Annotated in this window: 20 protein-coding genes; 6 read left to right on the top strand and 14 right to left on the bottom strand. The window is 67.6% G+C overall.

What is annotated here, in order from left to right:
• Positions 1 to 37: 37 nt before the first annotated feature.
• On the top strand, positions 38 to 913 hold the full coding sequence (locus tag WKW80_RS27540) for a ParB N-terminal domain-containing protein (RefSeq protein WP_340366772.1): 876 nt from the start codon (positions 38 to 40) through the stop codon (positions 911 to 913).
• A 187-nt stretch (positions 914 to 1100) separates the two neighbouring features.
• Positions 1101 to 1622, top strand: a complete 522-nt coding sequence (locus tag WKW80_RS27545; protein ID WP_340366773.1) for a DUF4124 domain-containing protein — start codon at positions 1101 to 1103, stop codon at positions 1620 to 1622.
• Between the two features lie 21 nt (positions 1623 to 1643).
• Here WKW80_RS27545 and WKW80_RS27550 read toward each other — a convergent pair whose 3' ends face one another.
• Positions 1644 to 2474: an urease accessory protein UreD gene (locus WKW80_RS27550; protein ID WP_340366774.1), complete on the bottom strand. Its 831-nt coding sequence runs from the start codon at positions 2472 to 2474 to the stop codon at positions 1644 to 1646.
• 21 nt (positions 2475 to 2495) lie between these two features.
• A complete protein-coding gene (locus tag WKW80_RS27555) occupies positions 2496 to 2828 on the bottom strand; it encodes a GrlR family regulatory protein (RefSeq protein ID WP_340366775.1) in 333 nt (110 codons plus the stop codon).
• Between the two features lie 151 nt (positions 2829 to 2979).
• On the opposite strand from WKW80_RS27555, the gene WKW80_RS27560 reads away from it, so the two are divergent.
• The 3 genes from WKW80_RS27560 to WKW80_RS27570 all read left to right on the top strand — a co-directional run bounded on the left by WKW80_RS27560 (position 2980) and on the right by WKW80_RS27570 (position 6323).
• Positions 2980 to 3480: a DUF2306 domain-containing protein gene (locus WKW80_RS27560; RefSeq protein WP_340366776.1), complete on the top strand. Its 501-nt coding sequence runs from the start codon at positions 2980 to 2982 to the stop codon at positions 3478 to 3480.
• An 87-nt stretch (positions 3481 to 3567) separates the two neighbouring features.
• Positions 3568 to 4038, top strand: a complete 471-nt coding sequence (locus WKW80_RS27565; protein WP_340366777.1) for a (2Fe-2S)-binding protein — start codon at positions 3568 to 3570, stop codon at positions 4036 to 4038.
• Between the two features lie 2 nt (positions 4039 to 4040).
• A complete protein-coding gene (locus tag WKW80_RS27570; protein ID WP_340366778.1) occupies positions 4041 to 6323 on the top strand; it encodes a xanthine dehydrogenase family protein molybdopterin-binding subunit in 2283 nt (760 codons plus the stop codon).
• Between the two features lie 12 nt (positions 6324 to 6335).
• On the opposite strand, the gene WKW80_RS27575 is transcribed toward WKW80_RS27570, so the two are convergent.
• The 9 genes from WKW80_RS27575 to bglX all read right to left on the bottom strand — a co-directional run bounded on the left by WKW80_RS27575 (position 6336) and on the right by bglX (position 18667).
• Positions 6336 to 9107, bottom strand: coding sequence for a winged helix-turn-helix domain-containing protein (locus WKW80_RS27575; protein WP_340366779.1), 2772 nt, complete (start codon positions 9105 to 9107; stop codon positions 6336 to 6338).
• Positions 9108 to 9182: 75 nt separating this feature from the next.
• On the bottom strand, positions 9183 to 11069 hold the full coding sequence (locus WKW80_RS27580; protein WP_340366780.1) for an acyl-CoA synthetase: 1887 nt from the start codon (positions 11067 to 11069) through the stop codon (positions 9183 to 9185).
• A 14-nt stretch (positions 11070 to 11083) separates the two neighbouring features.
• On the bottom strand, positions 11084 to 12217 hold the full coding sequence (locus tag WKW80_RS27585) for a DUF5938 domain-containing protein (RefSeq protein ID WP_340366781.1): 1134 nt from the start codon (positions 12215 to 12217) through the stop codon (positions 11084 to 11086).
• Between the two features lie 28 nt (positions 12218 to 12245).
• Positions 12246 to 13013: an SDR family NAD(P)-dependent oxidoreductase gene (locus tag WKW80_RS27590; protein ID WP_340366782.1), complete on the bottom strand. Its 768-nt coding sequence runs from the start codon at positions 13011 to 13013 to the stop codon at positions 12246 to 12248.
• Complete coding sequence (locus WKW80_RS27595) at positions 13010 to 13771, bottom strand: SDR family NAD(P)-dependent oxidoreductase (RefSeq protein WP_340366783.1); 762 nt, start codon at positions 13769 to 13771, stop codon at positions 13010 to 13012. The genes WKW80_RS27590 and WKW80_RS27595 overlap by 4 nt, the downstream gene beginning before the upstream one ends.
• Positions 13772 to 13925: 154 nt before the next feature.
• Positions 13926 to 14444, bottom strand: a complete 519-nt coding sequence (locus WKW80_RS27600) for a nucleoside deaminase (protein ID WP_340366784.1) — start codon at positions 14442 to 14444, stop codon at positions 13926 to 13928.
• Between the two features lie 106 nt (positions 14445 to 14550).
• On the bottom strand, positions 14551 to 15471 hold the full coding sequence (locus WKW80_RS27605) for an alpha/beta fold hydrolase (RefSeq protein ID WP_340366785.1): 921 nt from the start codon (positions 15469 to 15471) through the stop codon (positions 14551 to 14553).
• A gap of 112 nt (positions 15472 to 15583) precedes the next feature.
• The gene (locus tag WKW80_RS27610; protein ID WP_340366786.1) at positions 15584 to 16219 is read right to left on the bottom strand and encodes a DNA-3-methyladenine glycosylase I; all 636 of its coding nucleotides are present in this window, start codon (positions 16217 to 16219) and stop codon (positions 15584 to 15586) included.
• Positions 16220 to 16363: 144 nt separating this feature from the next.
• Positions 16364 to 18667 carry a beta-glucosidase BglX gene (gene bglX / locus WKW80_RS27615; protein WP_340366787.1) on the bottom strand — a complete coding sequence of 768 codons (2304 nt, stop codon included), beginning with the start codon at positions 18665 to 18667 and terminating at the stop codon, positions 16364 to 16366.
• 189 nt (positions 18668 to 18856) lie between these two features.
• Between bglX and WKW80_RS27620 the strand changes: the two genes are divergently transcribed.
• The gene (locus tag WKW80_RS27620; protein ID WP_422822978.1) at positions 18857 to 20464 is read left to right on the top strand and encodes a glucan biosynthesis protein G; all 1608 of its coding nucleotides are present in this window, start codon (positions 18857 to 18859) and stop codon (positions 20462 to 20464) included.
• Positions 20465 to 20538: 74 nt separating this feature from the next.
• Here the strand turns inward: WKW80_RS27620 and WKW80_RS27625 are convergent, their stop codons facing one another.
• The 3 genes from WKW80_RS27625 to WKW80_RS27635 form a co-directional block, all read right to left on the bottom strand.
• Entirely contained in the window at positions 20539 to 21024 is a 486-nt protein-coding gene (locus tag WKW80_RS27625) for a nucleoside deaminase (RefSeq protein WP_340366788.1), read from the bottom strand.
• A gap of 100 nt (positions 21025 to 21124) precedes the next feature.
• Complete coding sequence (locus WKW80_RS27630) at positions 21125 to 21538, bottom strand: DUF1801 domain-containing protein (RefSeq protein WP_340366789.1); 414 nt, start codon at positions 21536 to 21538, stop codon at positions 21125 to 21127.
• Between the two features lie 97 nt (positions 21539 to 21635).
• Positions 21636 to 23936 (bottom strand): NADP-dependent malic enzyme, encoded by a 2301-nt coding sequence (locus WKW80_RS27635; protein ID WP_340366790.1) that lies wholly within the window; start codon positions 23934 to 23936, stop codon positions 21636 to 21638.
• Between the last annotated feature and the right edge of the window lie 27 nt (positions 23937 to 23963).

Raw genomic sequence — 23963 nt, forward strand, 5'->3', positions numbered from 1 at the left:
AATGCGCCCCCTTTGCTACTGCCCGGAACGCGCACCCATGGACATCGTCGTCAACGAAGAACTCAAGGCCTATATCGACCCGTTGACCCCGGAGGAATACGAATCGCTGGAGCGCAGCATCCTCGCCGAAGGCTGCCGCGATGCGCTGGTGCTGTGGGGCGACGTATTGGTGGATGGCCACAACCGGTATGGCATTTGCCGCAAGCACGACCTGCCGTTCCAGACGGTGCAGAACACGCGCTTCCAGTCGATGGAGGACGTGCACCTGTGGATGATCGACCAGCACCTGGGCCGGCGCAGCATTTCCGATTTCCAGCGCGGCGTGCTGGCGCTGCGCAAGCGCGAGATCGTCGCCGCGCGGCGGGCCGGCAACGCGGCCTCGGGCGGGCACGCGCCACAGGCGCCGGCCGACGGGCCTGCGGATGCAAGCACCGGCAATACGCCGCCGCCCGAGCCCCTCGACTCCCGTGAGGCCCTGGCCAGGGCTGCGCGCCTCAGCAACAGCCAGGTCGTGATGATCGAGAAGATCCACAAGCAGGCGACGCCTGAAGTGGTGGCCGCCGTCAAGTCCGGCACCATTTCGATCAATGCCGCGGCGGCCGTTGCGAGCCTGCCGGCCGAGGAGCAGGTCGCCGCGGCAACCGCCGGAAAGGACGAGCTCAAGCAGGCCGCCAAGCGCGTGCGAGAAGCCAGGCGCAAGCCGCGCGACGAATCGGCAGCCTCGCCCGCGGCTTCGTCGGAGGAGGGGGCCAACGCCTCCGAAGAAACCATCGAATCGTTGCGTCGGCGCGTGGCCGCATTGACCAGCGAGAACACCGCGTTGCGCAAGCAGGTCGCGAACCTGCTGGATCAACTGATGGCGCGTCCGGGTGAGACTGCGCAGGAAACGGCGGACACGTCAGCACCGTTCTAGCCCCAGGTTCCTGGGTCCAGCGGATTCCTGAATCGCGCGGCGCGATGCTGCACTGGCCATCGGCCGCGCGGCATCGAGTGGTGCCGCCGCATCCGCTGAATCATCCCTTGTGAGATGCCCGACCGAACTCCTGCGTTGGCGGCAGGGCCAAACGCGGTGCGCAATCCGGGCGCACAATCGCTGCACGATGCGCCGGTTTCTGGTCCTCGCTGCCCTCACTCTGCTCGGCCCGCTGTGCAGTGCCGAGGTAAATCGCTGCACCGATGCTGCCGGACATGTGAGCTACACGGATGGCAAGTGCCCCGCAAGCGCCAAGGTCACGCACCTGGCGCTGCCGGAACCGATGGTGGTGACGCGTGGCGAATCCGATTCGGCGCCACGCACCGACCCCGGCCCTGCGATCCCGCCACCCCCCCGCCCGCTGCCGCAAGCCGCCGTGCCAGTGCCGCAGGTGTACCCGGCCCCCGTCATTGGCGATTCCGGTATTGGCAGCGGCGATCCGGTGGTGACGGACTACGGCTATCCGTACGGCGGCGTGTACCGGCCCGTTCCGCCGCGCAACATGGGCCCGCGCCTGCGCAACTGCGATGCGGCCGGCTGCAGCGACACGCAAGGCAATCACTACGACCGCACGGGTCAGTTGAATCGCTACAAGAGCCTCGACGGCAAGACTTGCACGCCGATGGGCACCACCGTCGTCTGCCGCTGAGCAAGCGACGGGCAATCGAAGCTACATCGCCCAGATTCGCGGGCTCGAAGCCGGCAGCTTCCACAGTTCAGCGCGCCAGGCCTGCCATGTGTGGCGCAGCAATTTCATCGCCGGCTCGACCACCGGCGCCAGCACGCGCAACACGACGATTTCCGCATGCGGGCTCGTCGCGCCGGCGCTGTCGCGCAGCGAGTCGGCATCCGCAATCTGGCGCGCGATGTCGAGCAAGGTTTCGCGCCGCGCCTTGCCGAGCGGCGTGCCCGAGACGACGAACAGCGACGCGATGCAGCGATGCCCGGCCAGGCCGATCGGGCTGGCCAGAAGGCGCCGGTCGCTCGCATCGATGCGGCCGCGTTCCAGCCACACGCCCGGCATCTCGATGTGTTGCGTCAGCGAGCCGCGTTCGAAGGGCAGGTTGGCGTTCGGCAGGCCCAGCGCCGTGACGTCCCAGCCGATCAGCTGCGCCCCCGGCGCGGCCTCGATGCGCAGGCGGTTCTCGGCCTTGCAGCCGCTGTAGCAGAGCGCTTCGAGCGGCAGCCATTCGAGTCGCGCATCGGCGTCGAGCCGGATGCGCGTGTCCTGCAGCGCCACCTCGCCTTCGGATCGATAGAAGCGCGTGGCGCCCGGCGTCGTCAACAGGCCGTGGCTGCCGGCCGCGCCATGGATGTCGATGCTCAGCGTGTCGCCGCCAACCAGGCCACCCGGCGGGTGCACCAGCACGTTGTGGCAGATCGCGCCGCCCTCGGGATAGAGGCTCTGCAGGATGCGCAGCGGGCCTTCGTGCCGGAAGCGGGCGACGCTGCGGCCGGATTCGTGTCGATAGTCGAGTTGGAGACGAGCGTGCCAGGGCATGGCGCCAGTGTACGGAGACGCTTACTCGTGCTCCCTGAGCATCCGCCCCGACACGTAGACGACCACGTCAACGCCTTCGGGCCGGCAGTCCATCTTGAAGGCGGTCTGGGCCAGCGACTTGCCGCGCCAGTGCAGCGTGAACACCGACTTGTTGCCGAAGGCGGAGGTGGCCGCGAAGTTGTGGCGCGTGACTTCCATGATCACCTCCAGGTCTTCGCCGGACTGGGTGATCTCGCCGCGATAGAACTGCAGGTCGTCGGCCCCGTACGCGTGGCCGTCCTTGATCAGAACCGCGCCGCTGCCCAGCATGCCCCGGTCGGTCGTGAAGTGCGCCTCGTAGATTCCATTCTTCATTTCCGTGTCGTCTCGCTGTATGGATGCCCGCATTCTGCTGCGGCGACCCTGTGCGCGTCGGGGGAATTTGCCGACGGCGCGAAAGTTGCATGCTGCGGCTCGCTCCGGCAGGCTCGCCGGACGCGCGATTTCCCCACGACTGGAGACCCCCATGCTCGGACTCACATCCCTCGGCATCGTCCACACCGCCATCAGCCTGGTTGCGGTCGTGGCTGGCGTGATTGCCTTCTTTCGGTACAAGGAGATCGTGCCCGGCACCCGGCTGGGCCAGGTCTACATCTGGACCACGGTGCTGACCTGCCTGACGGGCTTCGGCAGCTTCCAGCATGGCGGCTTCGGCAAGCCGCATGCGCTGGGAATCCTCACGCTGATCGTGCTGGCGGTGGCCGCGGTGGCGGGGCGCACGCAGTTGTTCGGCCGCGTGTCGAAGTACGTCGAGACGATCAGCTACACAACGACCTTCTTCTTCCACATGATCCCGGGCTTCACCGAATCGCTGACGCGGCTGCCGGCCGGATCGCCGGTGTTTTCGAGCGCGGAGGATCCGGGCCTGCAACCGGTGGTCGGCATCGTGTTCGTGCTGTTCCTGATCGGCGCGGTACTGCAGGTGCTGCGACTTCGCGGTGCCGGTCGTGCGGCGGCAGTGGTGTAGTGCCAGCGACCCTGCTCGCGATAGCGCCATTGCCGGTGCCGCAGAAGCGTGGCACGCTGCGCTTCCCATGAAGAAGCAGAGGTCTGTATGCCGACCATCACCCTCCAGGTCAACGGCACCGCGCGATCCATCGATGCGTGGGACCCCGACATGCCGTTGCTCTATGCGTTGCGCAACGAGCTCGGCCTGCATGCCGCCAAGTTCGGCTGCGGGCTGGGGCAATGCGGCGCATGCATGGTGCTGTTGGACGACGCGCCGGCGCGGTCGTGCGTGACCAGCGTCGGCGCGGCCGCCGGCAAGCGGGTGGTCACGGCCGAAGGGCTGGGGTCGCCCGGGAAGCCGCACGCAGTGCAAGCCGCCTTCATCGCCGAGCAGGCCGCGCAGTGCGGCTACTGCACCAACGGCATGGTGATGTCCTCGGTCGCACTGCTCGCGCGAACGCCGAAGCCCACGCGCGAGCAGGCGCAGCAGGCGCTCGCCGGCAACCTGTGCCGGTGCGGCTCGCATGATCGCGTGCTGCGTGCGGTGCAGCGTGCGGCAGATGCGGGGAGGGCGTGACCATGGCGCCCCTCGTTGCCGCCCTCGAAGGGCTTGTCCAGGTGGACGAAATCTCATTGCGCCGTGCAGTGCCAGGCATGCTGTCGCGCCGCGCCGCGATCAAGGCTGGCGCGCTTTTCGTCGGCTTCTGCCTGGCGCCCGGCGGCGCGGCGCTGGCGCAGACCGCAGCCGTTGCTCCCGGTGAACGACGCAGCCTGGCGCTCGACAACGTCGACTCCTTCCTGGCGGTCGGCGCGGACGGCACGGTGGTCGTCTACTCCGGCAAGGTCGACCTCGGCACCGGCCACCGCATCGCGATCCGGCAGATGGTTGGCGAAGAGCTCGGCATTGGCGTCGAGCGCATCGAACTGATCGAAGGCGACACCGCGCTCACCCCCAACCAGGGGCCGACCGCCGGCAGCACCGGCATCATGCGCGGCGGTGTCGAACTGCGCCAGGCTGCGGCCACCGCACGCGAGGCGCTGCTGGCCATGGGCGCCCAGCGCCTGCAATCGCCGGCCGAGCAACTGACGCTGGCCAGCGGCGAGGTGAGGGCGGCCGATGGCCGCAGCGTCGGCATCGGATCGCTGGTCGGCGGCCGAACCTTCGATGTCAAGATGAACCCGAAGGCGCCGCTGAAGAAGCCGGCGGACTACAAGCTGGTCGGCCAGTCGCTGCCGCGTCCCGACATTCCGGCCAAGGTGACGGGGCGCCACGTCTACGTGCACGACCTGGTCGTGCCCGGCATGCTGCACGGCCGCGTGCTGCGCCCGCCCTCGGTCGGTGCGAAAGTGCGCTCCGTCGACGAGTCGTCCATCTCGAAGCTGCCTGGCGTTCGCGTGGTCCGCATCGTGGACTTCGTCGGCGTCGTCAGTGCCGACGAGTGGGCCGCGGTGCGCGCGGCGCGCGAGCTCAAGGTGCAGTGGAGCGACAGCGCGGAACTGATCGGCCACACCGCGCTGGTCGACTGGGCACGCCGCGGTCCGTTCGTGGCAGAGGAAATCATCACGGCGAAGGGCGATGCCGCGCGGGTCGATGCGCTGCGCGATGCGCCCGATGCGTTGCGTGCGACGTATGGGTGGCCGATCCAGTCGCACGGCTCCATCGGTCCGTCCTGCGCGGTTGCCGACGTACGCGCCGACGCCGGCACGGTCTGGACCGCGTCGCAGGCCAGCCACCGCTTCCTCAACATCTTCGCCGGGCTGGTCGACGTGCCACGCGACAAGCTGCGCGTGATCTACGTCGACGGCCCGGGCTGCTACGGCATGAACGGCAGCGACGATGCCGCCGCCGATGCGGTGCTGTTGTCGCGGGCCGTGGGCAAGCCGGTACGCGTGCAGTGGAGCCGCGAGGACGAACTCGGCTGGGATCCCAAGGGCCCGCCGCAACTGCTGGACATGGCCGCGACGCTCGCGCCCGACGGCGGCATCGACGCATGGCAGACCGACATGTGGGTGCCGCGCGCAACCGCGAATCTCGAATGGATCCCGCTGCTCTCGCCGCTTGCCGCCGGCTTGAAGCAGCCGGTGGGCCAGTCGACCGGACTGGTGTCGCAGAACGGCGACCCGCCCTATGGTCCCAAGGCCGTCGTCGTCAAGGCGCATTGGCTCGGCCCGTCGCCGCTGCGGCCTTCCAACATCCGCGCGCCGGGCAAGGTGGCGAACTGCTTTGCGGTCGAGAGCTTTGTCGATGAATTGGCGGCGAAGGCCGAGGTCGATCCGCTGGCGTTCAGGCTGCAGCGCGTGTCGAACCCGCGCAGCGCGGAGGTGATCCGCCGCGTCGGCGAGATGATGGACTGGAAGCCGCGTCCTTCGCCCGCCAATGCGTCCATGCGCGGCACCACCTCGGTGGGACGTGGCATGGCGTTCATCCACTACAAGAACAGCGAGACCCACGTCGCGATGGCGATGGAGGTCGAGGTGGACCGTGCCAGTGGCGAAATTGCCGTGAAGCGCGTTTGCTGCGCGCATGACTGCGGCTTGATGATCAACCCGGATGCCGTGCGTGCCCAGGTCGAGGGCAACATCCTGCAGACGCTGTCGCGCACGCTGTACGAGGAAACGACATTCGACCGCTCGCGCGTCCTCAGCGTGGATTGGGTGAGCTATCCATTGCTTCGCTTCCCTTCGGTGCCCCGGCTCGACATCGCGCTGATCGACCGCCGCGACGATCCACCGCTCGGTGCGGGGGAGGCCGCTTCGAGCCCCGTGCCCGCAGCGTTGGCGAATGCGGTGTTCGATGCAACGGGCGTGCGCATGCGCAGCGTGCCTTTCACGGCCCTCAAGTTGAAGTCGATGCTGGGCTGACGCGCGGCCTGCTCAAAGCAGCGAAATCTCCTGCGCCCGCGCCAACGCACTGGTGCGGTTCTTGACGCCGAGCTTGGCGAAGATGTTGTGCAGGTGCCATTTCACCGTGGCTTCGGAGAGGAACAGGCTCTGCGCGAGTTCGCGGTTGCCGAGGCCGGCCTTCAGCAGGCGCAGGATCTTGAGTTCGCGCTCGGTCAGTTCTTCGGCCTCGCTGCGTGTCGTGGGCAGGCGCGGCAGTGATGGCGCGGATGGCGTGGTGCGGCCGGCGGCCTGGAGCACCTGCTGCAGGTAGGACTTCGGCACCAGGTCGTCGCGGCCGGCCGTGCGCAGGTCCCCGCGGCTGGCGTGGATGGCCTCCACGAGCTCGATGAGCAGCGCGTCGCCGTCGAGCCAGCTTCGCAGCAGGCCGCAGCGTACGCCGATGGCGAGCGCCTCGTCGAGCGTGCGCAGCGCCTGTGCGCGGTCGAGCGCTCGATGCTGCTGCAGCGCCTTCAGTGCCAGCAGGCGCGCGAGCTGGGCCTGGTGGCCGTCGCGCTGGGCCCGCCGGATCGCGTCGTTGAGCGCGCCCGATGCACCCGTGCCTTGAGGCGTCGCCAGCCGAAGGCGCAAGACCAGGAGGCAGACGCTGTCGTCCTCGTCGGCCACCGCGGTGGCGGCTGGCCCGATCAGGCCGTAGGACTGGGCAAGCTTGTGCGCCTCGTCGACGGCGCCCGCCTGCAGCCGCAGCGTGCAGCGTTCCGCGGCGAGGATGCGCGACAGGCGCGGCAGCCTGAGCCGGTGGCCCAGCGATTCGCCTTCGAGCAGGCAGGCATCGGCTGCCGCGATGTCGCCATGCAGGCGCAGCAGGCGTGCGCGCGTGAGGTAGCCGGCCGTGGTCATTTCCACCAGGCCGTGCTCGTCGATGAAGGGCAGGCCCAGGTCGACATGGCGTTGCGCCTGCACCCGGTCGCCTTGCTCGTAGCAGACCTCCGCCGCCAGCAGCGTGAGCATGGACCCCGCGTACGACGCCACGCCCAGGCTGCGCTCCACCGTCGCGATGCCGTGGCGGGCCTGTGCCATGGCTTCGGCATGGTCGCCGCGGCGCATCGCCAGCATCATGGCCAGTGCGGCGGCCCAGGCCAGGCCGTAGTCGGCGCCGCATTCCTCGAACGCGCGGCGCGCGATCGCCAGCGCCTGCTGGCCCTGCTCGAAGGCATCGGAAGCGCAGCAGCCGCTGGCCAGCACGTTCGCAACGACACCGGTGCGGAAGGCGTTCGCCGCGGGCCATGACTTGAGCCAGGCCTCGCTGCGCGACTTGGCCAGCATCGGCTCGCCGGCGTGCGCCCAGTAGACGCAGCGGATCATCTCCACCACGCAGCGCAGGTCGCCTTCGTCGTCCATGCTCCCCGCTTCGGTGCAGGCGCTTTCGAGGGCGCGCAGCTCGTGCTCGGCCTCGGCGTATCGCCGCGTCAGCACCAGCGACCAGGCATGGCCGGTGCGGATCTTCGGGCGCGTATGTACCAGCGCCTGCGGCAGCCGCGTGAGCCAGGCCAGCAGCGTCGCATGCTCGCCGCGGTGCTGCACCAGCTCGGCCGAGAAGTCGGCGACCAGGTCGGCCGCGCGCTCCAGGTCCTGCCCTTCGAAGGCATATCGCACGGCCTCGTGCGGCAGCCGGTGGCGCTGGAACCAGTCGCTGGCGCGCAGGCTGATGGCTCGCGCCGCATCGCCGGGCCGCTCGCGGCCGCGGCCGCGCAGGTAGTCGGCGAAGAGGTGGTGATAGCGAAACCATGTCCGCGAACGGTCCAGGCCCGAGAGGAACAGGTTGCGGCTCTGAACCTCCACCAGCATCGCGCGGCTGTCATTGCGTCCGAGCACTTCGTCGCAGAGCTCGGCGCAGAAGCGTTCGAGGCCGGCGGTGTCGAGCAGGAACTCGCGCAAGTCGGGCCGCAGGCTGTCGAGCACCTGCTCGCCGAGGTAGTCGGTGATGTCGCGGTCGGTGCCCGAGAAGTCCGCCAGGAACGCGCCGCGGTCGCCGCTCTCGCGCAGCGCGAGCGAGGCCAGCTGCAGCCCCGCAATCCAGCCTTCGGTGAGGTCGTGAAGCGTCTCGACCTGCGCGCGGTCGAGCGGCGCGCCGCTCACCCGGCCGACGAAATCCGCCGTCTCGTCGAGGTCGAGTCCGAAGTGCGTGGCATCGAGTTCGAGCAGCTCGCCGCGCAGCCGGAGCTGGCTCACCTGCAGGGGCAGACGCGTGCGGCTGGCGATCACGATGCAGACGTTCTGGGGCAGGTGCGCGACCAGCCATTCGAGCTTGCGATGCACCGCCTCCTGCTGCACGAGGTGGAAGTCGTCGAGCACCAGCATCAGCCGGCGCTCGTGGCCCGCCACGTCGTGCAGAAGCGAGGCGACCACGGCGTCGGGCGAGGCCATGCTGCCGCTGTCGACCTGTGCAAGCGCGTGGCGGCCGAGGCGCGCGTCGGCATGGTGCAACGCGGCGGCCAGGTGGCGCAGGAAGCGCAGCGGGTCGTTGTCTTCGGCATCGAGGCTGAGCCACGCGGTGGTGATGCCGTGGACGTCGAGCTGGGCGACGAACTGTGCCAGCGCCGTCGTCTTGCCGTAGCCGGCCGGCGCCGTGACGCCCAGCAGCCGCCGGGTGAGGCCCGCATGCAGCAAGGTCGACAGCTGCGAGCGCGCGAGTAGTCGCAGCGAGAGCTGCGGCGGTGCCAGCCGGGATTCGACGAGCACCGCGGCCGATGCCTCGGCCGCGCCTGCGCTGCGTGCACTGCCTGCACTACGTGTTGGCGCCATGCGTGTTGTCTCTTGGGGGTTGCGGGTTCCGGGCCGGGCCAGTTTGCCTGATGGCACGCGATTTCGCACCTGCCGCTATGCCGGGCTCCACGCGATGGTCCAGCGCACGGGCAGGCGGCCCAGTTCGGATTCGGCTTGCCGCATCAGCGCTTCGCTGTCGGCGCCGGCGGGTTGCGAGGCGACGATCTGCGCTTCGAGTCCGTGCTTCAGGTGTGGCGCCACGGTGACCTGCACCTGGACATCGCCGCACACCTTGCGCAGCGTGTCGCGCAACGCCTTTTCAATCGCCAGCTCGCGCAACTTCGGCTTGAAGATCTTGTTGACCGCCGTGAGCGGCAGCGCATCGAGCACCACCACGTCGACCGGCACTGCAGCGCGCTCGGTGATGACGGCACGCGCATGCGCAAGCAGCTCGGCCGCGTCGATGGTCGCGCCCTTGCGCAGGGTCACGTAGGCCATCGGCAGTTCGCCCGCATGGCCGTCGGGCTTGCCGACCGCCGCCGCCAGTTCGACGGCGGGATGCCGCATCAGGCCCTCCTCGATCATGGCGGGGTCGATGTTGTGGCCGCCGCGGATGATCAGGTCCTTGGCCCGGCCGGTGAGCCAGAAATAGCCCTGCGCATCCTGCCGGCCCAGATCGCCGGTGTTGAGCCAGCCATCGGCCAGGCAGATGCCCCGGTTGTCGCTGTCCTTGACGTAGCCGGAGAACACATAGGGGCCGCGCAACAGGATGGTGCCGATCTCGTCGACGGCGGCCTCCCGCTGCACGTCACCATCGGCACCGAGGTGCGCCACCTTCATCTGCTGGTAGGGCAGGCGCAGGCCAATCGATCCGATCGCGCGATGCCCGTCGCGCGGGTTCAGCGAACTCACGCAGGTTGCCTCGGTCATGCCGTAGCCTTCGAGCAGCTTGAGGCCGGTGGCGGCCTCGAAACGGTTGAACAACTCGATCGACAGTGGCGCAGCGCCGCACACCGCGAAGCGCAACGAGCCGAGGTCGATGCCCTCGCGCGGCACGTTGAGCAGCGCCGACAGCACCGTGGGCACCGAACTGAACAGCGTAGCCCTGTATCGCTCCACCGAGCGCCAGAAGCCGGCGACGGTGCGTGCGTCGCGGTAGCCCGCGCTCGACAGCATCACCACGTGCGCACCGACGCTGAACGGCGCCAGGCCGGTGACCATCATCGCGTTGGAATGGAACAGCGGCAGGCCGCAAAGCAGCGCGTCTTCCGGGCCCATGGCCACGGCCGTCGACACCGCCCAGGCGTTGGCCGCTTCGTTGAAATGCGTGCGGCGCGCGAGCTTGGGCGTGCCGGTGGTTCCGCCGGTGTGAAAGTACGAGGCTACGTCCTCGCCCTGCGGCGGCGCGCTGCCGACCAGCGCATCGCCGGGTTGCTGCGAGAGCAGGGCGTCGAAGTCGAGTGCCCAGGGCGGGCAGGGCCCGTTGCCGCCCACGCGCACGACGGCGCGCAGCGTCGGCACGCGGTCGCGCAGGGCCTCGACCTTTTCCCAGATGCCCGGTTGCTCCTGGCGGCCCAGCGCCACGATGATCACCGTGCCCGCAGCATTCAGGATGCCGACCATGTGGTCGACTTCGAGGAACGGATTCACCGGGTTCACGATGCCCGCCGCCTCGGCGCCCCAGAGCGTGAAGTGCGTCTCGGGCAGGTTCGGCAGCAGGTACGAGACCACGTCCGTTCGCCCCACGCCAAGGCCGATGAAAGCATTGGCCGCCTGCGTGACGCGCCTGAACAGCGTGGCGTAGTCGTAACGCGTTTCGCCGTCCGCCGCGTCACCGGTCGGCACGAAAGTCAGCGCCGGCGCGTCGGGCGTGGCCTCGGCTTGCCGCGCGATGGCGGCGTAGCTCGACACCGGCTGCGCGAGCCGGGTTTCGATCGGCAACTGCTCGAGCGCCTCGATGTCTGCCAGCGTGCGCAGGGGGGCGTGGGCGCTCGTCGTCATTGGCTCGTTCTCGCTCAGTTGTCGTGGACGGTCAGTTCAGGCTTGGCCACCAGCCCGAAGCTGCGCAGCACGCCGAGCAGTTCATGGTGTCCGAAGGCCTGGCAGCCCGACGCAAAGCCCGCCCGCTTCGGCGCCTGCTGCAGCAGCGAATGCGCGGCGTAGGCCTGCAGCAGGCCGGTCTGCTTGTAGTTGCAATTTCCGAAGATCACGCAGTGCGCGCGGCCCAGCGGCCCGGAAGCATGCACCGAATCGACCGACTTGTTGATGCGCGGGTTCTCGCGCGGCGGCATGCTGTTCATCACGCCGGCCGCGGTCTGCGCCAGCGCGGCATAGCGCTCGTCGGGCGCCATGCCTTCGGTGGCCTTCAGCGCCGCCGCGACGATCTGCGGCACGCCCAGCATCAGCGGTTTGTTGAACACGCCGCCCAGCACCTTGACGTTGGCCACGCGCGGGTCCCTCTTGAACCACACCGGGTGCGAGGTCCCGCCCCAGGGCAGCGCCAGTGCCATCTCGTGCTGGCCGGGAATCGCGAGGTTGTACAGGCCCGCATCGGGTTGCCACTCGACGAACTGGTTCTGCTGGAGGTGGAAAGCCTTCGATGTCGCCGCGTTGACGAGGATGGTCTGCGTCGATGCGATGGTCGGGCTGCCGCCCCAGAACACGGCGATGTCCAGCGTGTCCAGGCCCGGTGTCTCCAGGCACAGCTGCGCGGCGATCTCGCCGGTGGTGTACATCTGGGCGAGGCCAGGCGACAGCAGCAGCCCGGCTTGCGCGAACTTGGCGCCGTACTGCGTGTCGAGCGTGATCAGCCAGTCCTGCTCGCCCGTGGTGTCGGTGTAGTGGCACTTCGCTGCCAGGCAGGCCTGGACCACCTCGGGGCCGAACTTCGCGAACGGCCCGACGGTGTTCAGCACCACCGATGCGCCGGTGAACAGCCCGGTCAGTGCCTCGACCGTGTGCGCCACTTCCACCACTTCATAGTCCGCCGTCTCGATGCCCGGCACGTTGGCGTTCATCGCCGCATTCAGCTTGTCGGCGCTGCGGCCGGCGGCGATGAAGGGAATGCCGTACTCGCGCAGGTATTCGCACACCAGGCGGCCGGTGTAGCCGCTGGCACCGTAGACGACGACGGGTTTCTTGCTGGACATGGATTGCTCCTGATGTGTGACGACGAAATCAAAGAAGGGACGAACTCACGCCGCCGTCGAGCACGAAGCCGCTGCCGTTCGAGAAGCTGGACCGGCCGGAGGCCAGGAACACGGCCAGGTTCGCGACCTCGGCCGCCGTGCCGTAGCGGCCCTGGCGCTGCGCGACCACCGCGTCGAAGTCGGGGATACCGAGCATCTGCTCGAACTCCTTCTTGTGCGCCTTCACGAGGTCGGTCTCGATGAAGGCCGGCAGGATCGCGTTGACGCGGATGTTGTGCGCGCGCAGTTCGGTCGCGGCCGTCTGCGTGAGCGACACCACGCCGGCCTTGGCCGCCGCATAGCTGCCGATCAGCGCGCAGGCCGCCTTCGCCGTGACCGAGGCCATCGTGATGATCGCGCCGCCGCCCGCTGCGACCAGCGCCGGCGCCGCGTAGCGGATGCAGAGGAACACGCCGTCCAGGTTGACCGACGTGACCTCGCGCCACTGTTCGTAGCTCGTCGCCGCCAGCGGCGAGAGCGTGGCGACGCCCGCGTTGGGCACCATGATGTCGAGCCGGCCATGCTGCTTGACGGCGGCGGCGACCAGTGCCTCGACCTGCTCGGGAACGCGCACGTCGCAAGCCACTGCCGAGGCGCCGGGCAGCGAGTCGGCGACCCTCTGCGCAGCGGCGGCATCGATGTCCGACACGATGACCTTCGCGCCTTCGTCCGCATAGGCGCGCGCGATGGCCTCGCCGAGGCCGCGGCCCGCGCCGGTGACGATGGCAACCTTGTCTTGAAGAAGCTTCGTGCTCATAGCAATCCGGCAGACAGGCCGCCGTCCAGGATGTAGTGGGAGCCGGTGGTCCAACTGGCGGCGTCAGAGGCGAGAAAGGCGGTCATCTCGGCCACCTCCTGCGGCGTGCCGAGGCGCAACTGCTTCACCGCGACCAGCGCACTGAAAGGCACGCCGACGATCGCCTCGACGGTCGGGATCAGCCGGTCGACCATCGCGGTGCCGATGAAGCCCGGGCAGACCGCATTCACGCGGATGCCGGTGGGCCGCAACTCGGCTGCGGCGGTGCGCGTGAGCTGGATCACCGCCGACTTCGACGCCGCATACGAGCCGAACAGCGGTACGCCGTTGGTGCCCGCCAGCGACGAGATATTCACGACCGAGCCCTTGCCCGATGCCACCAGCGCTCCGAGCGCGTGCTTCATGCCGAGGAACACGCCCATCACGTTGATGTTCATGAGCCGGCCGACTTCTTCCTCGGTCTGGTCGAACAGCGGCTTGACGATTTCGATGCCGGCGTTGTTGATCAGGGTGTCGAGGCTGCCGAAGGCGGCCGTCGTGGCGTCGACGGCGCGGGTCCAGTCGGCCGCCTTGGTGACGTCGCAGCGCACCGATCGTGCCATCGGGCCGAGATCGGCCGCGGCCTTGGCGGCGCCGGCCTCGTCGATGTCGGCCAGCATCACCTGAGCGCCGCGCTCGACGAACAGCCGTGCGATCGCCAGGCCAAGCCCCTGCGCCGCGCCGGAGATGAGGGCCTTGCGGCCCTGCAATTCGATCATTTGAATGTCTCCTGTCCGCCTGTGTGGTCGGCGGTGGAGGCATTCGATCAGGAGGGGCTCGCGAAGCCGCCCAACGAAAGGTTGGTTTTTCGTGCTGCGATGCAGCAGGGCGCTGTCGGCCGCTATCGGCCGCTATCGGGCCGCTATCGGAAGCTCAGGTCTTCCATGCCCCCACGTGCGGCGCGCTGGCCTCGTCGATGAGCGCAGGCCCGATGCACTCGATCGGATGCGGCGACGCGCGGAACACATCGCGGCAAGACAATTCCGCATCCCGCTGATCCTGCCGTTGGCCCCGGAATACGCGCAGGCGCTGGGCGTCGATGCCGAACACCACGCGCCCGATGTTCGACCAGAAGATCGCGCCCGCGCACATCACGCAAGGCTCGCCCGAGGCATAGAGCGTCGCGCCCGCCAGGTCTTCGCGCGTGAGGCCGCGGCCGGCAAGCGCGCGCACCGCGTTGATCTCCGCATGGCCGGTGCAGTCGCCGGATTCGGCTGTGTTGTTGTAGGCCTCGCAGATGACCTCGTTGCCGGCGGAGACGACGACGGCGCCGAACGGCCGGTTGCCGCGGCGCGCGGCCGCATACGACCAGCCGATGGCCTTGCGCAGGTAGCGGCCGTCGCGTTCGCCGAGCGGGACTTCTTGGGGGAAAGCGGGATTGCCGGAGTTCATGCCCCGGCGATCATGCCAAATTTCGGCGCGCAGATTGCATCGCACTGATGGAAGGGGCAGACGCGAGCAGTACGTTCCTGCGGCTGCCGTTCATCGCGCGAGAAACTCATCGCGCAAGGAAGCCATGAACCAGCCGGATCGTCGCCGCGGGGTTCTCCTCCATGATCCAGTGACCCGAATCCGGAACAACGCCCTCCGTCACATCGTCGGCCGCCGCGCGCATGACCGTCGCCATCATCGGACCGAACGACTTCTGCCCTCCAATCGCGAGGACTGGCATCTTCAGCCGGTCGTGCGCCAGGTACGCCCGGTTGTCGGTCGCGTCCTGGTCGAAAGCCGCGAACTGGGCGAAGCCGGAGTGCATGGCGCCGGGACGCGCGTAAAGCTTTGCATAGTGGCTCCGCGCCGCTTCGCTGAAGCGATCGGGCGAGGCCGAGAATTCGTTCCAGAACCGGTCCAGGTAGATCCGCTCACGTCCCGCGACCAGGCGTTCCATGTCCGGCCCGCCAAAGCGGAAGTGCCAGAGCAGCGGGTTCTTCAGGATTTCCTCCCACGGCCCGACGCCGGGCACCGGCGCATCGATCAACACCAGCTTGCGCACGCGCTGCGGATACTGCGCCGCGAGCTGGAACGCGACCATGTTGCCGATGTCGTGGGCAACCACGTCGGCCTGCTCGACGCCCAGTGCGCTCATCACGCCGCTGACGTCGCCCGCCTGCGTCTTCTTGTCGAAGCCGCCGGCCGGCTTCGAAGACAGGCCCATGCCGCGCAGGTCGGGCACGATCACGGTGTGGTCCCGCGCCAGATCGGCTGCGAGCGCGACCCACATGTCGCCGGTCTCACCGTAGCCGTGCAGCAGTACCACCGCCGGACCTGTGCCGCCGGAGCGGACATGGATGGTCGTGCCGTTGGTGGCGATGTCGCGCACCGTGAACTTCGCCGGGAAGGCAAAGCCCTGCGCGGATGACGATGTCGCCAGGATCAGCGACATCAACGATGCAAGAAGCAGATGGATGAGCGTGCGCATTGAAGTTTTTCCATGTGGGACGGGTCGATGCAGTGTTCCCTGGCTCGCGCTCGCCGACTAGCCCCGATCGCGGGCAATCAGCTTCAACCCGGCGTTCAAGATGCGCACCGACCTACTTGAGCACCTGCAGCTCGGCCCGCGCCTTCAATGCCTTCTCGCGCGCATGGCAGCCGTCGAAGTGGTCGTTGACCAGTCCCATCGCCTGCATGAACGCATACATCGTGGTCGGCCCGACAAAGCTCCAGCCCTTCTTCTTCAGGTCCTTCGACAACGCCACCGATTCGGGCGAACTCGTCATCGCCTTCACGTTGGCCAGCGTGAAGCGCTTCGGCCGCGTCTTCGGGTCGGGCTCGAAGCCCCAGCAATAGGCCGCGAGCGAACCGTGCTGCTCGCGCAGTTCGAGCACGCGGCGCGCGTTGTTGATCGCGGATTCGATCTTGCCCCGGTGCCGCACGATGCCGGAATCGGCCAGCAGCCGCGCGACATCGTTCTCGTCGAAGCGGACCATCGCCTCTGCATCGAAGTTCGCGAACGCGGCGCGGAAGGCTTCGCGCTTGTTCAGGATCGTGAGCCAGCTCAGCCCGGCCTGGAAGCCTTCCAGGCAGAGCTTCTCGAACAGGCGCCGGTCGTCCGTCACCGGGAAGCCCCATTCATGGTCGTGGTACTTCTGGTACAGCGGCGTGGCCGCGCACCAGCTGCAGCGCATGCAGCCGTCGCCGCTGTCGAAAAGGCCTGCGGGTAGCGTCATATCAGTTTTCCACCACGCTATCGCGTGACCCACCACGCACGAAACCGGCGCCGTCAAATTCCAGGGATACCGCGGAACCGGCTTTGCCGGGCCGCCGGTATCGCCCCCTTGAGGGGGAGGCGCCGCAGGCGCATCGGGGGTGGGTCATTTCAGCTCGAAACCCTGCTGCTTCACCGCCACCGAATCGAGCCCGATCTGTACGTTGAACTGGCCCGCCTCGGCGGCGTACTTCAGTTGCGCGTTGAAGAACTTCAGCTTGTCTTCGTCGATGGTGAAGCGGACGACCTTCTCTTCGCCCGGCTGCAGCATCACCTTGCGGAAATCCTTCAGCTCCTTGACGGGCCGTACCACCGATGCCGCGATGTCCTGGATGTAGAGCTGCACCACCGTCTCGCCTGCGCGCCTGCCGGTGTTCGTCAAGGTCACGCTCGCCTCGATCTTGCCGTTGCGCTTCAGCGTGGTGTCCGACAGCGTCACGTCCGACATGCTGAAGTCGGTGTAGCTGAGTCCATAGCCGAACGGATACAGGGGCCCGGTGACTTCCTCGAAATACTGCGAGGTGTAGTTGCCCGGCTTGCCCTCGGTGAAGGGGCGGCCCAGGCGCGGATGGTTGTAGTAGGTCGGGATCTGCCCGAGCGAACGCGGGAATGAGATCGGCAGCTTGCCGGAAGGGTTGTAGTCGCCGAACAGCACGTCGCAGATCGCGTTGCCGCCCTCGGTGCCGGTGTACCAGGTCTCGAGAATCGCATCGGCTTCCTCCCGCTCGCGCGAAATCGTCAGCGGCCGGCCGTTCATCAGCACCATCACGATCGGCTTGCCGGTTGCCTTCAGGGCCCTGCTCAGTGCGCGCTGGCTGTCGGGCAGGTCCAGGCTGACGCGGCTCGATGCCTCGTGCGACATGCCACGCGATTCGCCCACCGCCAGCACGACGACATCGGCCTGCTTCGCCGCCTTCACCGCCTCGGCGATCATCGCGGCGGGCGTGCGCTTGTCTTGCGTGACCTCGGGCTTGTCCCAGTTCATGAAGTTCAGGTACTCGACGATCTTCTCGTCGCCCGTGACGTTGGCGCCGCGCGCGTAGATCAGGCGCGCCTTGTCGCCGAGCGCCTTCTGCATGCCTTGCCGCAGCGTGATCGACTGCGCCGCCACGCCGGCGGCCGACCAGCTGCCCATCATGTCGATGTGCGCATCGGCCAGCGGGCCGATCAGCGCGATGGTGCCGGCCTTCTTCAGCGGCAGCGTGTTGTTCCTGTTCTCCAGCAGCACCATCGACTTGCGCGCCACCTCGCGCGATTCGGCGCGATGCAGCCGGCTTTCAGCGTTGACGTCAGCCGGGTCTTGCGCGGCAGCGCCGATGCGGCGGTAAGGGTCATGAAACAGGCCCATGTCGTACTTGGCGCTCAGCACTTCGCGCACCGCGTTGTCGATTTCCTTTTGGCTGACGTCGCCGGACTTGACCAGGCCCGGCAGTTGCTCGAGATAGACCGTGTCGGCCATGCTCATGTCGATGCCCGCCTTGATCGCGAGCCGGGCCGCATCGCGCTCGTCCTTCGCCACGCCGTGCCGGATCAGCTCGACGATGGCGCCGTGGTCGCTGAAGGCCACGCCTTTGAAACCCCAGTCCTTGCGCAGCAGGTCCTGCATCAGCCAGGTGTTGGCCGAGGCGGGCACGCCGTTGATGGAGTTCAGCGCCACCATCACGCCGCCCGAGCCCGCGTCGATGGCAGCCTTGTAGGGCGGCAGGTAGTCCTGGTACATGCGCATCGGGCTCATGTCGACCGTGGCGTAGTCGCGCCCGCCTTCGACTGCACCATACAGCGCGAAATGCTTGACGGCGGACATCACGCTGTCGGCGTTCTTCGGCGAAGTGCCCTGGAAGCCCCTGACAGCTGCCCGCGCGGCTTCGGAGACGAGGTACGGGTCTTCGCCGAAGCCTTCGGAGGTGCGGCCCCAGCGTGGGTCGCGCGAGATGTCGACCATCGGCGCGAAGGTCATGTCGACGGCATCCAGACTGGCTTCGATGGCGGCGGTGCGTGTGGTCAGCGTGATCGCATCCATGTCCCAGCTCGACGCAAGGCCCAGCGGGATCGGGAAGATCGTGCGATGCCCGTGCACCACGTCATAGGCGAACGACATCGGAATCCTGAGCCGGCTGCGCTGGATGGCCGCGTCCTGCAATGGCCGGTTGTCCTTGCGCGTGACCGAATTGAAGGTGCCGCCGACACGTCCCGCCGCGATTTCGTCCGCCAGCCGCGTGAGTGGCATGTCGCCGCCGATGCTGATCAGCCGCAGTTGCCCGATTTTCTCGTCGAGCGTCATGCGCGACATCAGGTCTGCGATGAAGGCGGGCTTGTCGTTGAGCGATGGAGCGGTCGTGCTGCTTGTTTGGGCCAGGGCCGAATGGCAGGCGAGGCTGGCAACCAGACCCAGCACGTACAGGTTTTTCATTCGATGAGCTTGTGGACCCGGTAGTCCGGGAAGTCGATGGTGTCGCAGAAACGCGAAGTCTACTGTCAGCCATCGCCGCGCATCGTGGACCGTGGCGCGGGATTTGCAGCGCGGGTTGCTACATTGGCGACTATTCCTGAGGAGAGAGTCGTGATCCTTTCCGCCGCCGGGCGCATCGTGCGATGCAGGATGCCCAATGTCTTGCAGTGCCTCGCTGCCGCTGCGTTCATGCTTTGTGCCGCGCAGGCCAGCGCGTTCTCGCTCGACGACGTGGTCGCCAAGGCACGCTACCTGATGGCGTCGCCCTATGTGGCACCGGTCAGCAACCTGCCGCCGGCTTTCGCCCGGATGCAGTTCGCCGACTACGCGAAGATCCAGCCGCTCCCCGCGAAGTTCGGATGGCGCGACCAGCCCTCGCCTTTCAAGCTGAACTTCTATCACCAGGGCATGCAGTTCAACGCGCCGGTGACCATCAATGAAATCGTCGGCAACGACGTGAGCGAGATCAAGTACGACGCGCAGCGCTTCGACTTCGGCGGCCTGGATGCCGCGAAGGCCGCTGCCGGTGCGCTGGGCTATGCGGGCTTTCGCGTGCTGTACCCGCTCAACCAGGCCGGCAAGGAAGACGAGGTCATGAGCTTGCTCGGTGCGAGCTATTTCCGCGTGATCGGCAAGGGGCAGGTGTATGGCTTGTCGGGCCGCGGCCTTGCGATCGACACCGCGCTGCCGAGCGGCGAGGAGTTTCCCGACTTCCGCGAATTCTGGGTGCAGCGTCCCGGGGCGCAAGACCAGAAACTGGTGATCTACGCGCTGCTCGATTCGCCGCGCGCAACAGGCGCCTACAAGTTCACGCTGCAACCCGGCGCCGATGCGGTGCTCGACGTGCAAGCGCGAATCTTCATGCGCGGCAAGGTCAATGTGCTGGGCATCGCGCCGCTGACCAGCATGTTCCTCTATGGTGCCAACCAGCAGACCGACAAGCGCAGCTATCGGCCGGCCATTCACGACTCCAACGGGCTGGCCATCAGCACCGGCAGCGGAGAGTGGCTGTGGCGGCCGCTCAACAATCCGCAGGGCGTCACGGTGAGCACCTTCACCGTCGAAAATCCGCGCGGCTTCGGGCTGCAGCAACGCGGTCGAGAGTTCTCGCGCTTCGAAGACCTCAAGGACCGGTACGACCTGCGCCCCACGGCCTGGATCGAGCCGAAGGGCGATTGGGGCAAGGGCAAGGTCGAATTGGTCGAGCTTTCGACCGCGGATGAAACCAACGACAACATCGTCGCCTTCTGGACGCCTGCGGTACAGCCCGAGGCCGGCGAGGCGCTGCAGTTCGACTACCGCATGCACTGGACCATGGACGAGGCCGCGCTGATGCCCCGAAACCTTGCGCGCGTGACCCAGACCATTCACACGACGGGCGAGCAAACCCAGGCCAACCTGATTCGCCAGCCGGATGGAACGACCGCGTTCCTGGTGGATTTCGAAGGTCCGCCGCCCACCGCGCTGCCGGCCGATGCGCCTGTGACCGCGCAGGTGAGCGTCGGCGATAACGCCGAACTGATCAGCACCACCCTTGAGCGCAACCCCGCGATCAAGGGCTGGCGCGTGACGGTCCGCATCAAGGTGAAAGACCCGAAGCTGGCCGTCGAGATGCGCGCCGCCCTGGTCGCCGCCAACAAGACGCTGAGCGAGACATGGAGCTACCAGTTGCCGCCCGTCGTGGTCGTTGCGCCGCCGGCTACGGCACCAACTGCGCCACCGCCTGCGCCACCGCCTGCGCCACTTCCTGGCAAGTAGCCGCGTTACTGCGAGCGAGCCGACCGAATCCCGATGCCCGGCTGCACGGCGCCGGTCACGGCCGCAACGCCGGCCTATGCAGCGCCACGGCTTTCCCAGAAGCCGCGATGCGTCGCAATCATTTCTTCCTCGACAGCAGCCACCGGCCCGACGACCACGATCTTCTTCTGGCCCCTCGAGAAGACTTCACGGCAAGGCAGCGATAGCGTCGGGTTCTCCGGATGGTCGCCGGTGAGCGCCCTCAGTGCCGTTTCCTCCGCGCCGTAGACCACGCGGCCGATGTTGGCCCAATAGGTGGTGCCCGCGCACATCGCGCAGGGCTCGAAGGTGGTGACCAGCGTGCACTGCCAGAGGAAGTCGGCGGGGTAGTTGAGCGAGGCCGTGCGCGCCAGCGTGGCCTCGGCGTGATGCACGGTGTCGATGTTGCCTTGCTCCGCGATGACGGTTTCGCCATCGGGCGCGACGAGCACCGCGCCGAAGGGATGCCGGCCCATGGCCATGGCGCGTTGCGCCACCTCGTTGGCGCGACGCAGCGCGCGGATGATCTGGTCTTGTGTCATGAGGCCATTTTCCAGCCATTGTCCCCGTTGGATCGGCGCCCTGCCGGTCTCGTCGACGGTTGCTGCGCACACGAGGAGGCCCGTCCGGAAAACGACTCGCTCAGGACTTCGCCTTCTTCGAGGACTTGCGGGAACTGTTGAGGGCGATGGCTTCGCGAACGAGCGTCTTGAAGGCGGATGCGTCAACTTCTTCGCCTTCGTGGATGTCGATCGCGCGGCGTGCGTTGCCGTCGAGACTCGCGTTGAACAGGCGGGCCGGATCCTTCAGCGACGCGCCCTTGGCGAAGGTCAGCTTTACCTTGTCCTTGTAGGACTCGCCGGTGCAAAGGATGCCGTCATGCGACCAGACCGGCGTGCCCATCCACTTCCATTCCTCGAGCACGTCCGGGTCGGCTTCCTTGATGAGCTTGCGCATCCGGCCGAGCGTTTCGCCGCGCCAGTCCGCGAGGTCGGCGATTCTCTTCGAGATGAGTTCCGATGCCGCCTGGCCTTGGCCCGGGTCCGACTTTGTCATGCTCGCATCCTGGTTCCAGATCAGGGGGCCGAGTTGCATCGACGCCCTGTCCCGCCGTGGATCGACACTGCGTGCGCCAGTGCAGAACGCGCCACCGCTACTTCTGAATCCCCGCGTTCGCCACCGCGAGCGCCGTCATGTTGACGACGCGCCGCACCGTCGCCGCCGGCGTCAGGATGTGCGCGGATGCCGCCGCGCCCATCAGGATCGGCCCGACGGTCACGCCGTTGCTGCCGGTCATCTTGAGCACGTTGAACAGGATGTTCGCGGCGTCGAGGTTGGGGCAGATCAGCAGGTTGGCTTCACCGGAGAGCGAGCTTTCCGGCAGGGCCTTGAGACGCACTTCATCCGACAGCGCCGCGTCGCCGTTCATCTCGCCGTCGCACTCGACGTCGGGTGCCATGCGAGAGAACAGGTCGCGGGCCAGGCGCATCTTGCGCGCCGACGGCCGTTCCGACGAGCCGAAGTTGGAGTGCGACAGGAACGCCACCTTGGGCGGCAGGCCGAATCGGCGCACCTCTTCGGAGGCCATCACGGCGATGCTGGCGAGCGTCTCGGCGGTCGGGTCTTCATGGATGAAGGTGTCGGCGATGAACAGCGTGCCCTTTTCGAGCGTCAGCGCGTTCAGCGCGGCGAAGCCGGGTGCACCGCGCTTGAGGCCCGTGACTTCGCGCAGGATCTTCAGATGGCTGTCGAAGCGGCCGACCAGCCCGCACAGCATCGCGTCGGCATCGCCCAGGTGCACCATCAGAGCGGCGATAGTGGTGTTGGAGCGCCGCACCATGGCCTTGGCTGCGTCGGGCGTGATGCCACGCCGGCCCATGATCTTGTGGTACGCCTCCCAGTAGTTGCGGAAGCGCGGGTCGTTCTCGGGGTCGACCACTTCGGCATCGACGCCCAGGCGCAGGTGCAGGCCGGCCTTCTTGACGCGCGCCTCGATGATGCCGGGACGGCCGATGAGGATCGGCTTGGCCAGGCCTTCGTCGACGGCCAGTTGGGCTGCCCGCAGCACGCGGTCGTCCTCGCCTTCCGCGTAGGCCACGCGCTTGGCGGTGGCGAGCTTGGCCGCGGTGAACACCGGGCGCATGAACATGCCGGTCTGGTAGACGAAGCGCGTCAGGTGCTGGCGATAGGCCTCGATGTCTTCGATGGGGCGTGCCGCAACGCCCGAGTCTTGCGCGGCCTTGGCCACGGCCGGCGCGATGCGCAGGATCAGGCGCGAATCGAATGGCTTCGGAATGAGGTAGTCGGGGCCGAAGGCGAGCTCCTGTCCTTCATAGGCCGTGGCCACTTCCTCGCTGATGTCGGCCTTGGTCAGCTCGGCGATCTCGCGCACGCAGGCCAGCTTCATTTCCTCGGTGATCTTGCTTGCGCCGCAATCGAGCGCGCCGCGGAAGATGTACGGAAAGCACAGCACGTTGTTGACCTGGTTCGGATAGTCCGAGCGGCCGGTGGCGATGATGCAGTCGGGCCGCACGGACTTGGCCAGTTCGGGCCGGATCTCGGGCTCGGGGTTGGCCAGCGCCAGGATGATCGGCTGCGAGCCCATTGTCTTGACCATCTCGGCCGTCAGCACGCCGGGCGCGGAGCAGCCGAGGAACACGTCGGCGCCGTTGACCACGTCGGCCAAAGTGCGCGCTCCCGTATCTTTCTGGGCGAAGCGGGCCTTCGACGCGTCGTAGCCGCCCGCGCGGCCTTCGTAGATCAGGCCCTTGGAGTCGACGGCATAGATGTTCTTCACCTGCGCGCCGAGGCCCACCATCACGTCGAGACAGGCGATGGCCGCGGCGCCCGCGCCGGAGACGGCGATCTTCACGTCCTCGATCTTCTTGTTGACCAGTTCGAGCCCGTTGATCAGCGCCGCGGCCGAGATGATGGCCGTGCCGTGCTGGTCGTCGTGGAACACCGGGATGTTCATGCGCGCGCGCAGCTTCTGCTCGATGTAGAAGCACTCGGGCGCCTTGATGTCCTCGAGGTTGATGCCGCCCAGCGTGGGCTCCAGAGCGGCAATGATGTCGACCAGCTTGTCGGGGTCGTTCTCGGCCAGTTCGATGTCGAACACGTCGATGCCGGCGAACTTCTTGAACAGGCAGCCCTTGCCTTCCATGACCGGCTTGCTCGCGAGCGGGCCGATGTTGCCAAGGCCGAGCACGGCCGTGCCGTTGGTGACCACGCCGACCAAATTGCCGCGCGAGGTGAATTCGGCCGCCAGCGACGGGTCGGCCTCGATGTCGAGGCAGGGGTAGGCCACGCCGGGCGAGTAGGCCAGCGACAGGTCGCGCTGGTTCATCAACGGCTTGGTCGGCGAGATGGATATCTTGCCCTTGACGGGGCTGCGGTGGTATTCGCGGGCGGCTTCGCGCAGCGCTTCTTCTGCCGGTGACAAGGGGGCGGCCATGAAAGTTCTCCTACGTTCTCTGGGCCC

It is taken from the genome of Variovorax humicola (assembly GCF_037889915.1).
GTDB classification, from domain to species: domain Bacteria; phylum Pseudomonadota; class Gammaproteobacteria; order Burkholderiales; family Burkholderiaceae_C; genus Variovorax; species Variovorax humicola.

Coding starts and splice junctions, on each gene's coding strand:
- WKW80_RS27540 (WP_340366772.1), top strand. CDS start 38: ATGGACATCGTCGTCAACGAAGAACTCAAGGCCTATATCGACCCGTTG.
- WKW80_RS27545 (WP_340366773.1), top strand. CDS start 1,101: ATGCGCCGGTTTCTGGTCCTCGCTGCCCTCACTCTGCTCGGCCCGCTG.
- WKW80_RS27550 (WP_340366774.1), bottom strand. CDS start 2,474: ATGCCCTGGCACGCTCGTCTCCAACTCGACTATCGACACGAATCCGGC.
- WKW80_RS27555 (WP_340366775.1), bottom strand. CDS start 2,828: ATGAAGAATGGAATCTACGAGGCGCACTTCACGACCGACCGGGGCATG.
- WKW80_RS27560 (WP_340366776.1), top strand. CDS start 2,980: ATGCTCGGACTCACATCCCTCGGCATCGTCCACACCGCCATCAGCCTG.
- WKW80_RS27565 (WP_340366777.1), top strand. CDS start 3,568: ATGCCGACCATCACCCTCCAGGTCAACGGCACCGCGCGATCCATCGAT.
- WKW80_RS27570 (WP_340366778.1), top strand. CDS start 4,041: ATGGCGCCCCTCGTTGCCGCCCTCGAAGGGCTTGTCCAGGTGGACGAA.
- WKW80_RS27575 (WP_340366779.1), bottom strand. CDS start 9,107: ATGGCGCCAACACGTAGTGCAGGCAGTGCACGCAGCGCAGGCGCGGCC.
- WKW80_RS27580 (WP_340366780.1), bottom strand. CDS start 11,069: ATGACGACGAGCGCCCACGCCCCCCTGCGCACGCTGGCAGACATCGAG.
- WKW80_RS27585 (WP_340366781.1), bottom strand. CDS start 12,217: ATGTCCAGCAAGAAACCCGTCGTCGTCTACGGTGCCAGCGGCTACACC.
- WKW80_RS27590 (WP_340366782.1), bottom strand. CDS start 13,013: ATGAGCACGAAGCTTCTTCAAGACAAGGTTGCCATCGTCACCGGCGCG.
- WKW80_RS27595 (WP_340366783.1), bottom strand. CDS start 13,771: ATGATCGAATTGCAGGGCCGCAAGGCCCTCATCTCCGGCGCGGCGCAG.
- WKW80_RS27600 (WP_340366784.1), bottom strand. CDS start 14,444: ATGAACTCCGGCAATCCCGCTTTCCCCCAAGAAGTCCCGCTCGGCGAA.
- WKW80_RS27605 (WP_340366785.1), bottom strand. CDS start 15,471: ATGCGCACGCTCATCCATCTGCTTCTTGCATCGTTGATGTCGCTGATC.
- WKW80_RS27610 (WP_340366786.1), bottom strand. CDS start 16,219: ATGACGCTACCCGCAGGCCTTTTCGACAGCGGCGACGGCTGCATGCGC.
- bglX (WP_340366787.1), bottom strand. CDS start 18,667: ATGAAAAACCTGTACGTGCTGGGTCTGGTTGCCAGCCTCGCCTGCCAT.
- WKW80_RS27620 (WP_422822978.1), top strand. CDS start 18,857: ATGCCCAATGTCTTGCAGTGCCTCGCTGCCGCTGCGTTCATGCTTTGT.
- WKW80_RS27625 (WP_340366788.1), bottom strand. CDS start 21,024: ATGACACAAGACCAGATCATCCGCGCGCTGCGTCGCGCCAACGAGGTG.
- WKW80_RS27630 (WP_340366789.1), bottom strand. CDS start 21,538: ATGACAAAGTCGGACCCGGGCCAAGGCCAGGCGGCATCGGAACTCATC.
- WKW80_RS27635 (WP_340366790.1), bottom strand. CDS start 23,936: ATGGCCGCCCCCTTGTCACCGGCAGAAGAAGCGCTGCGCGAAGCCGCC.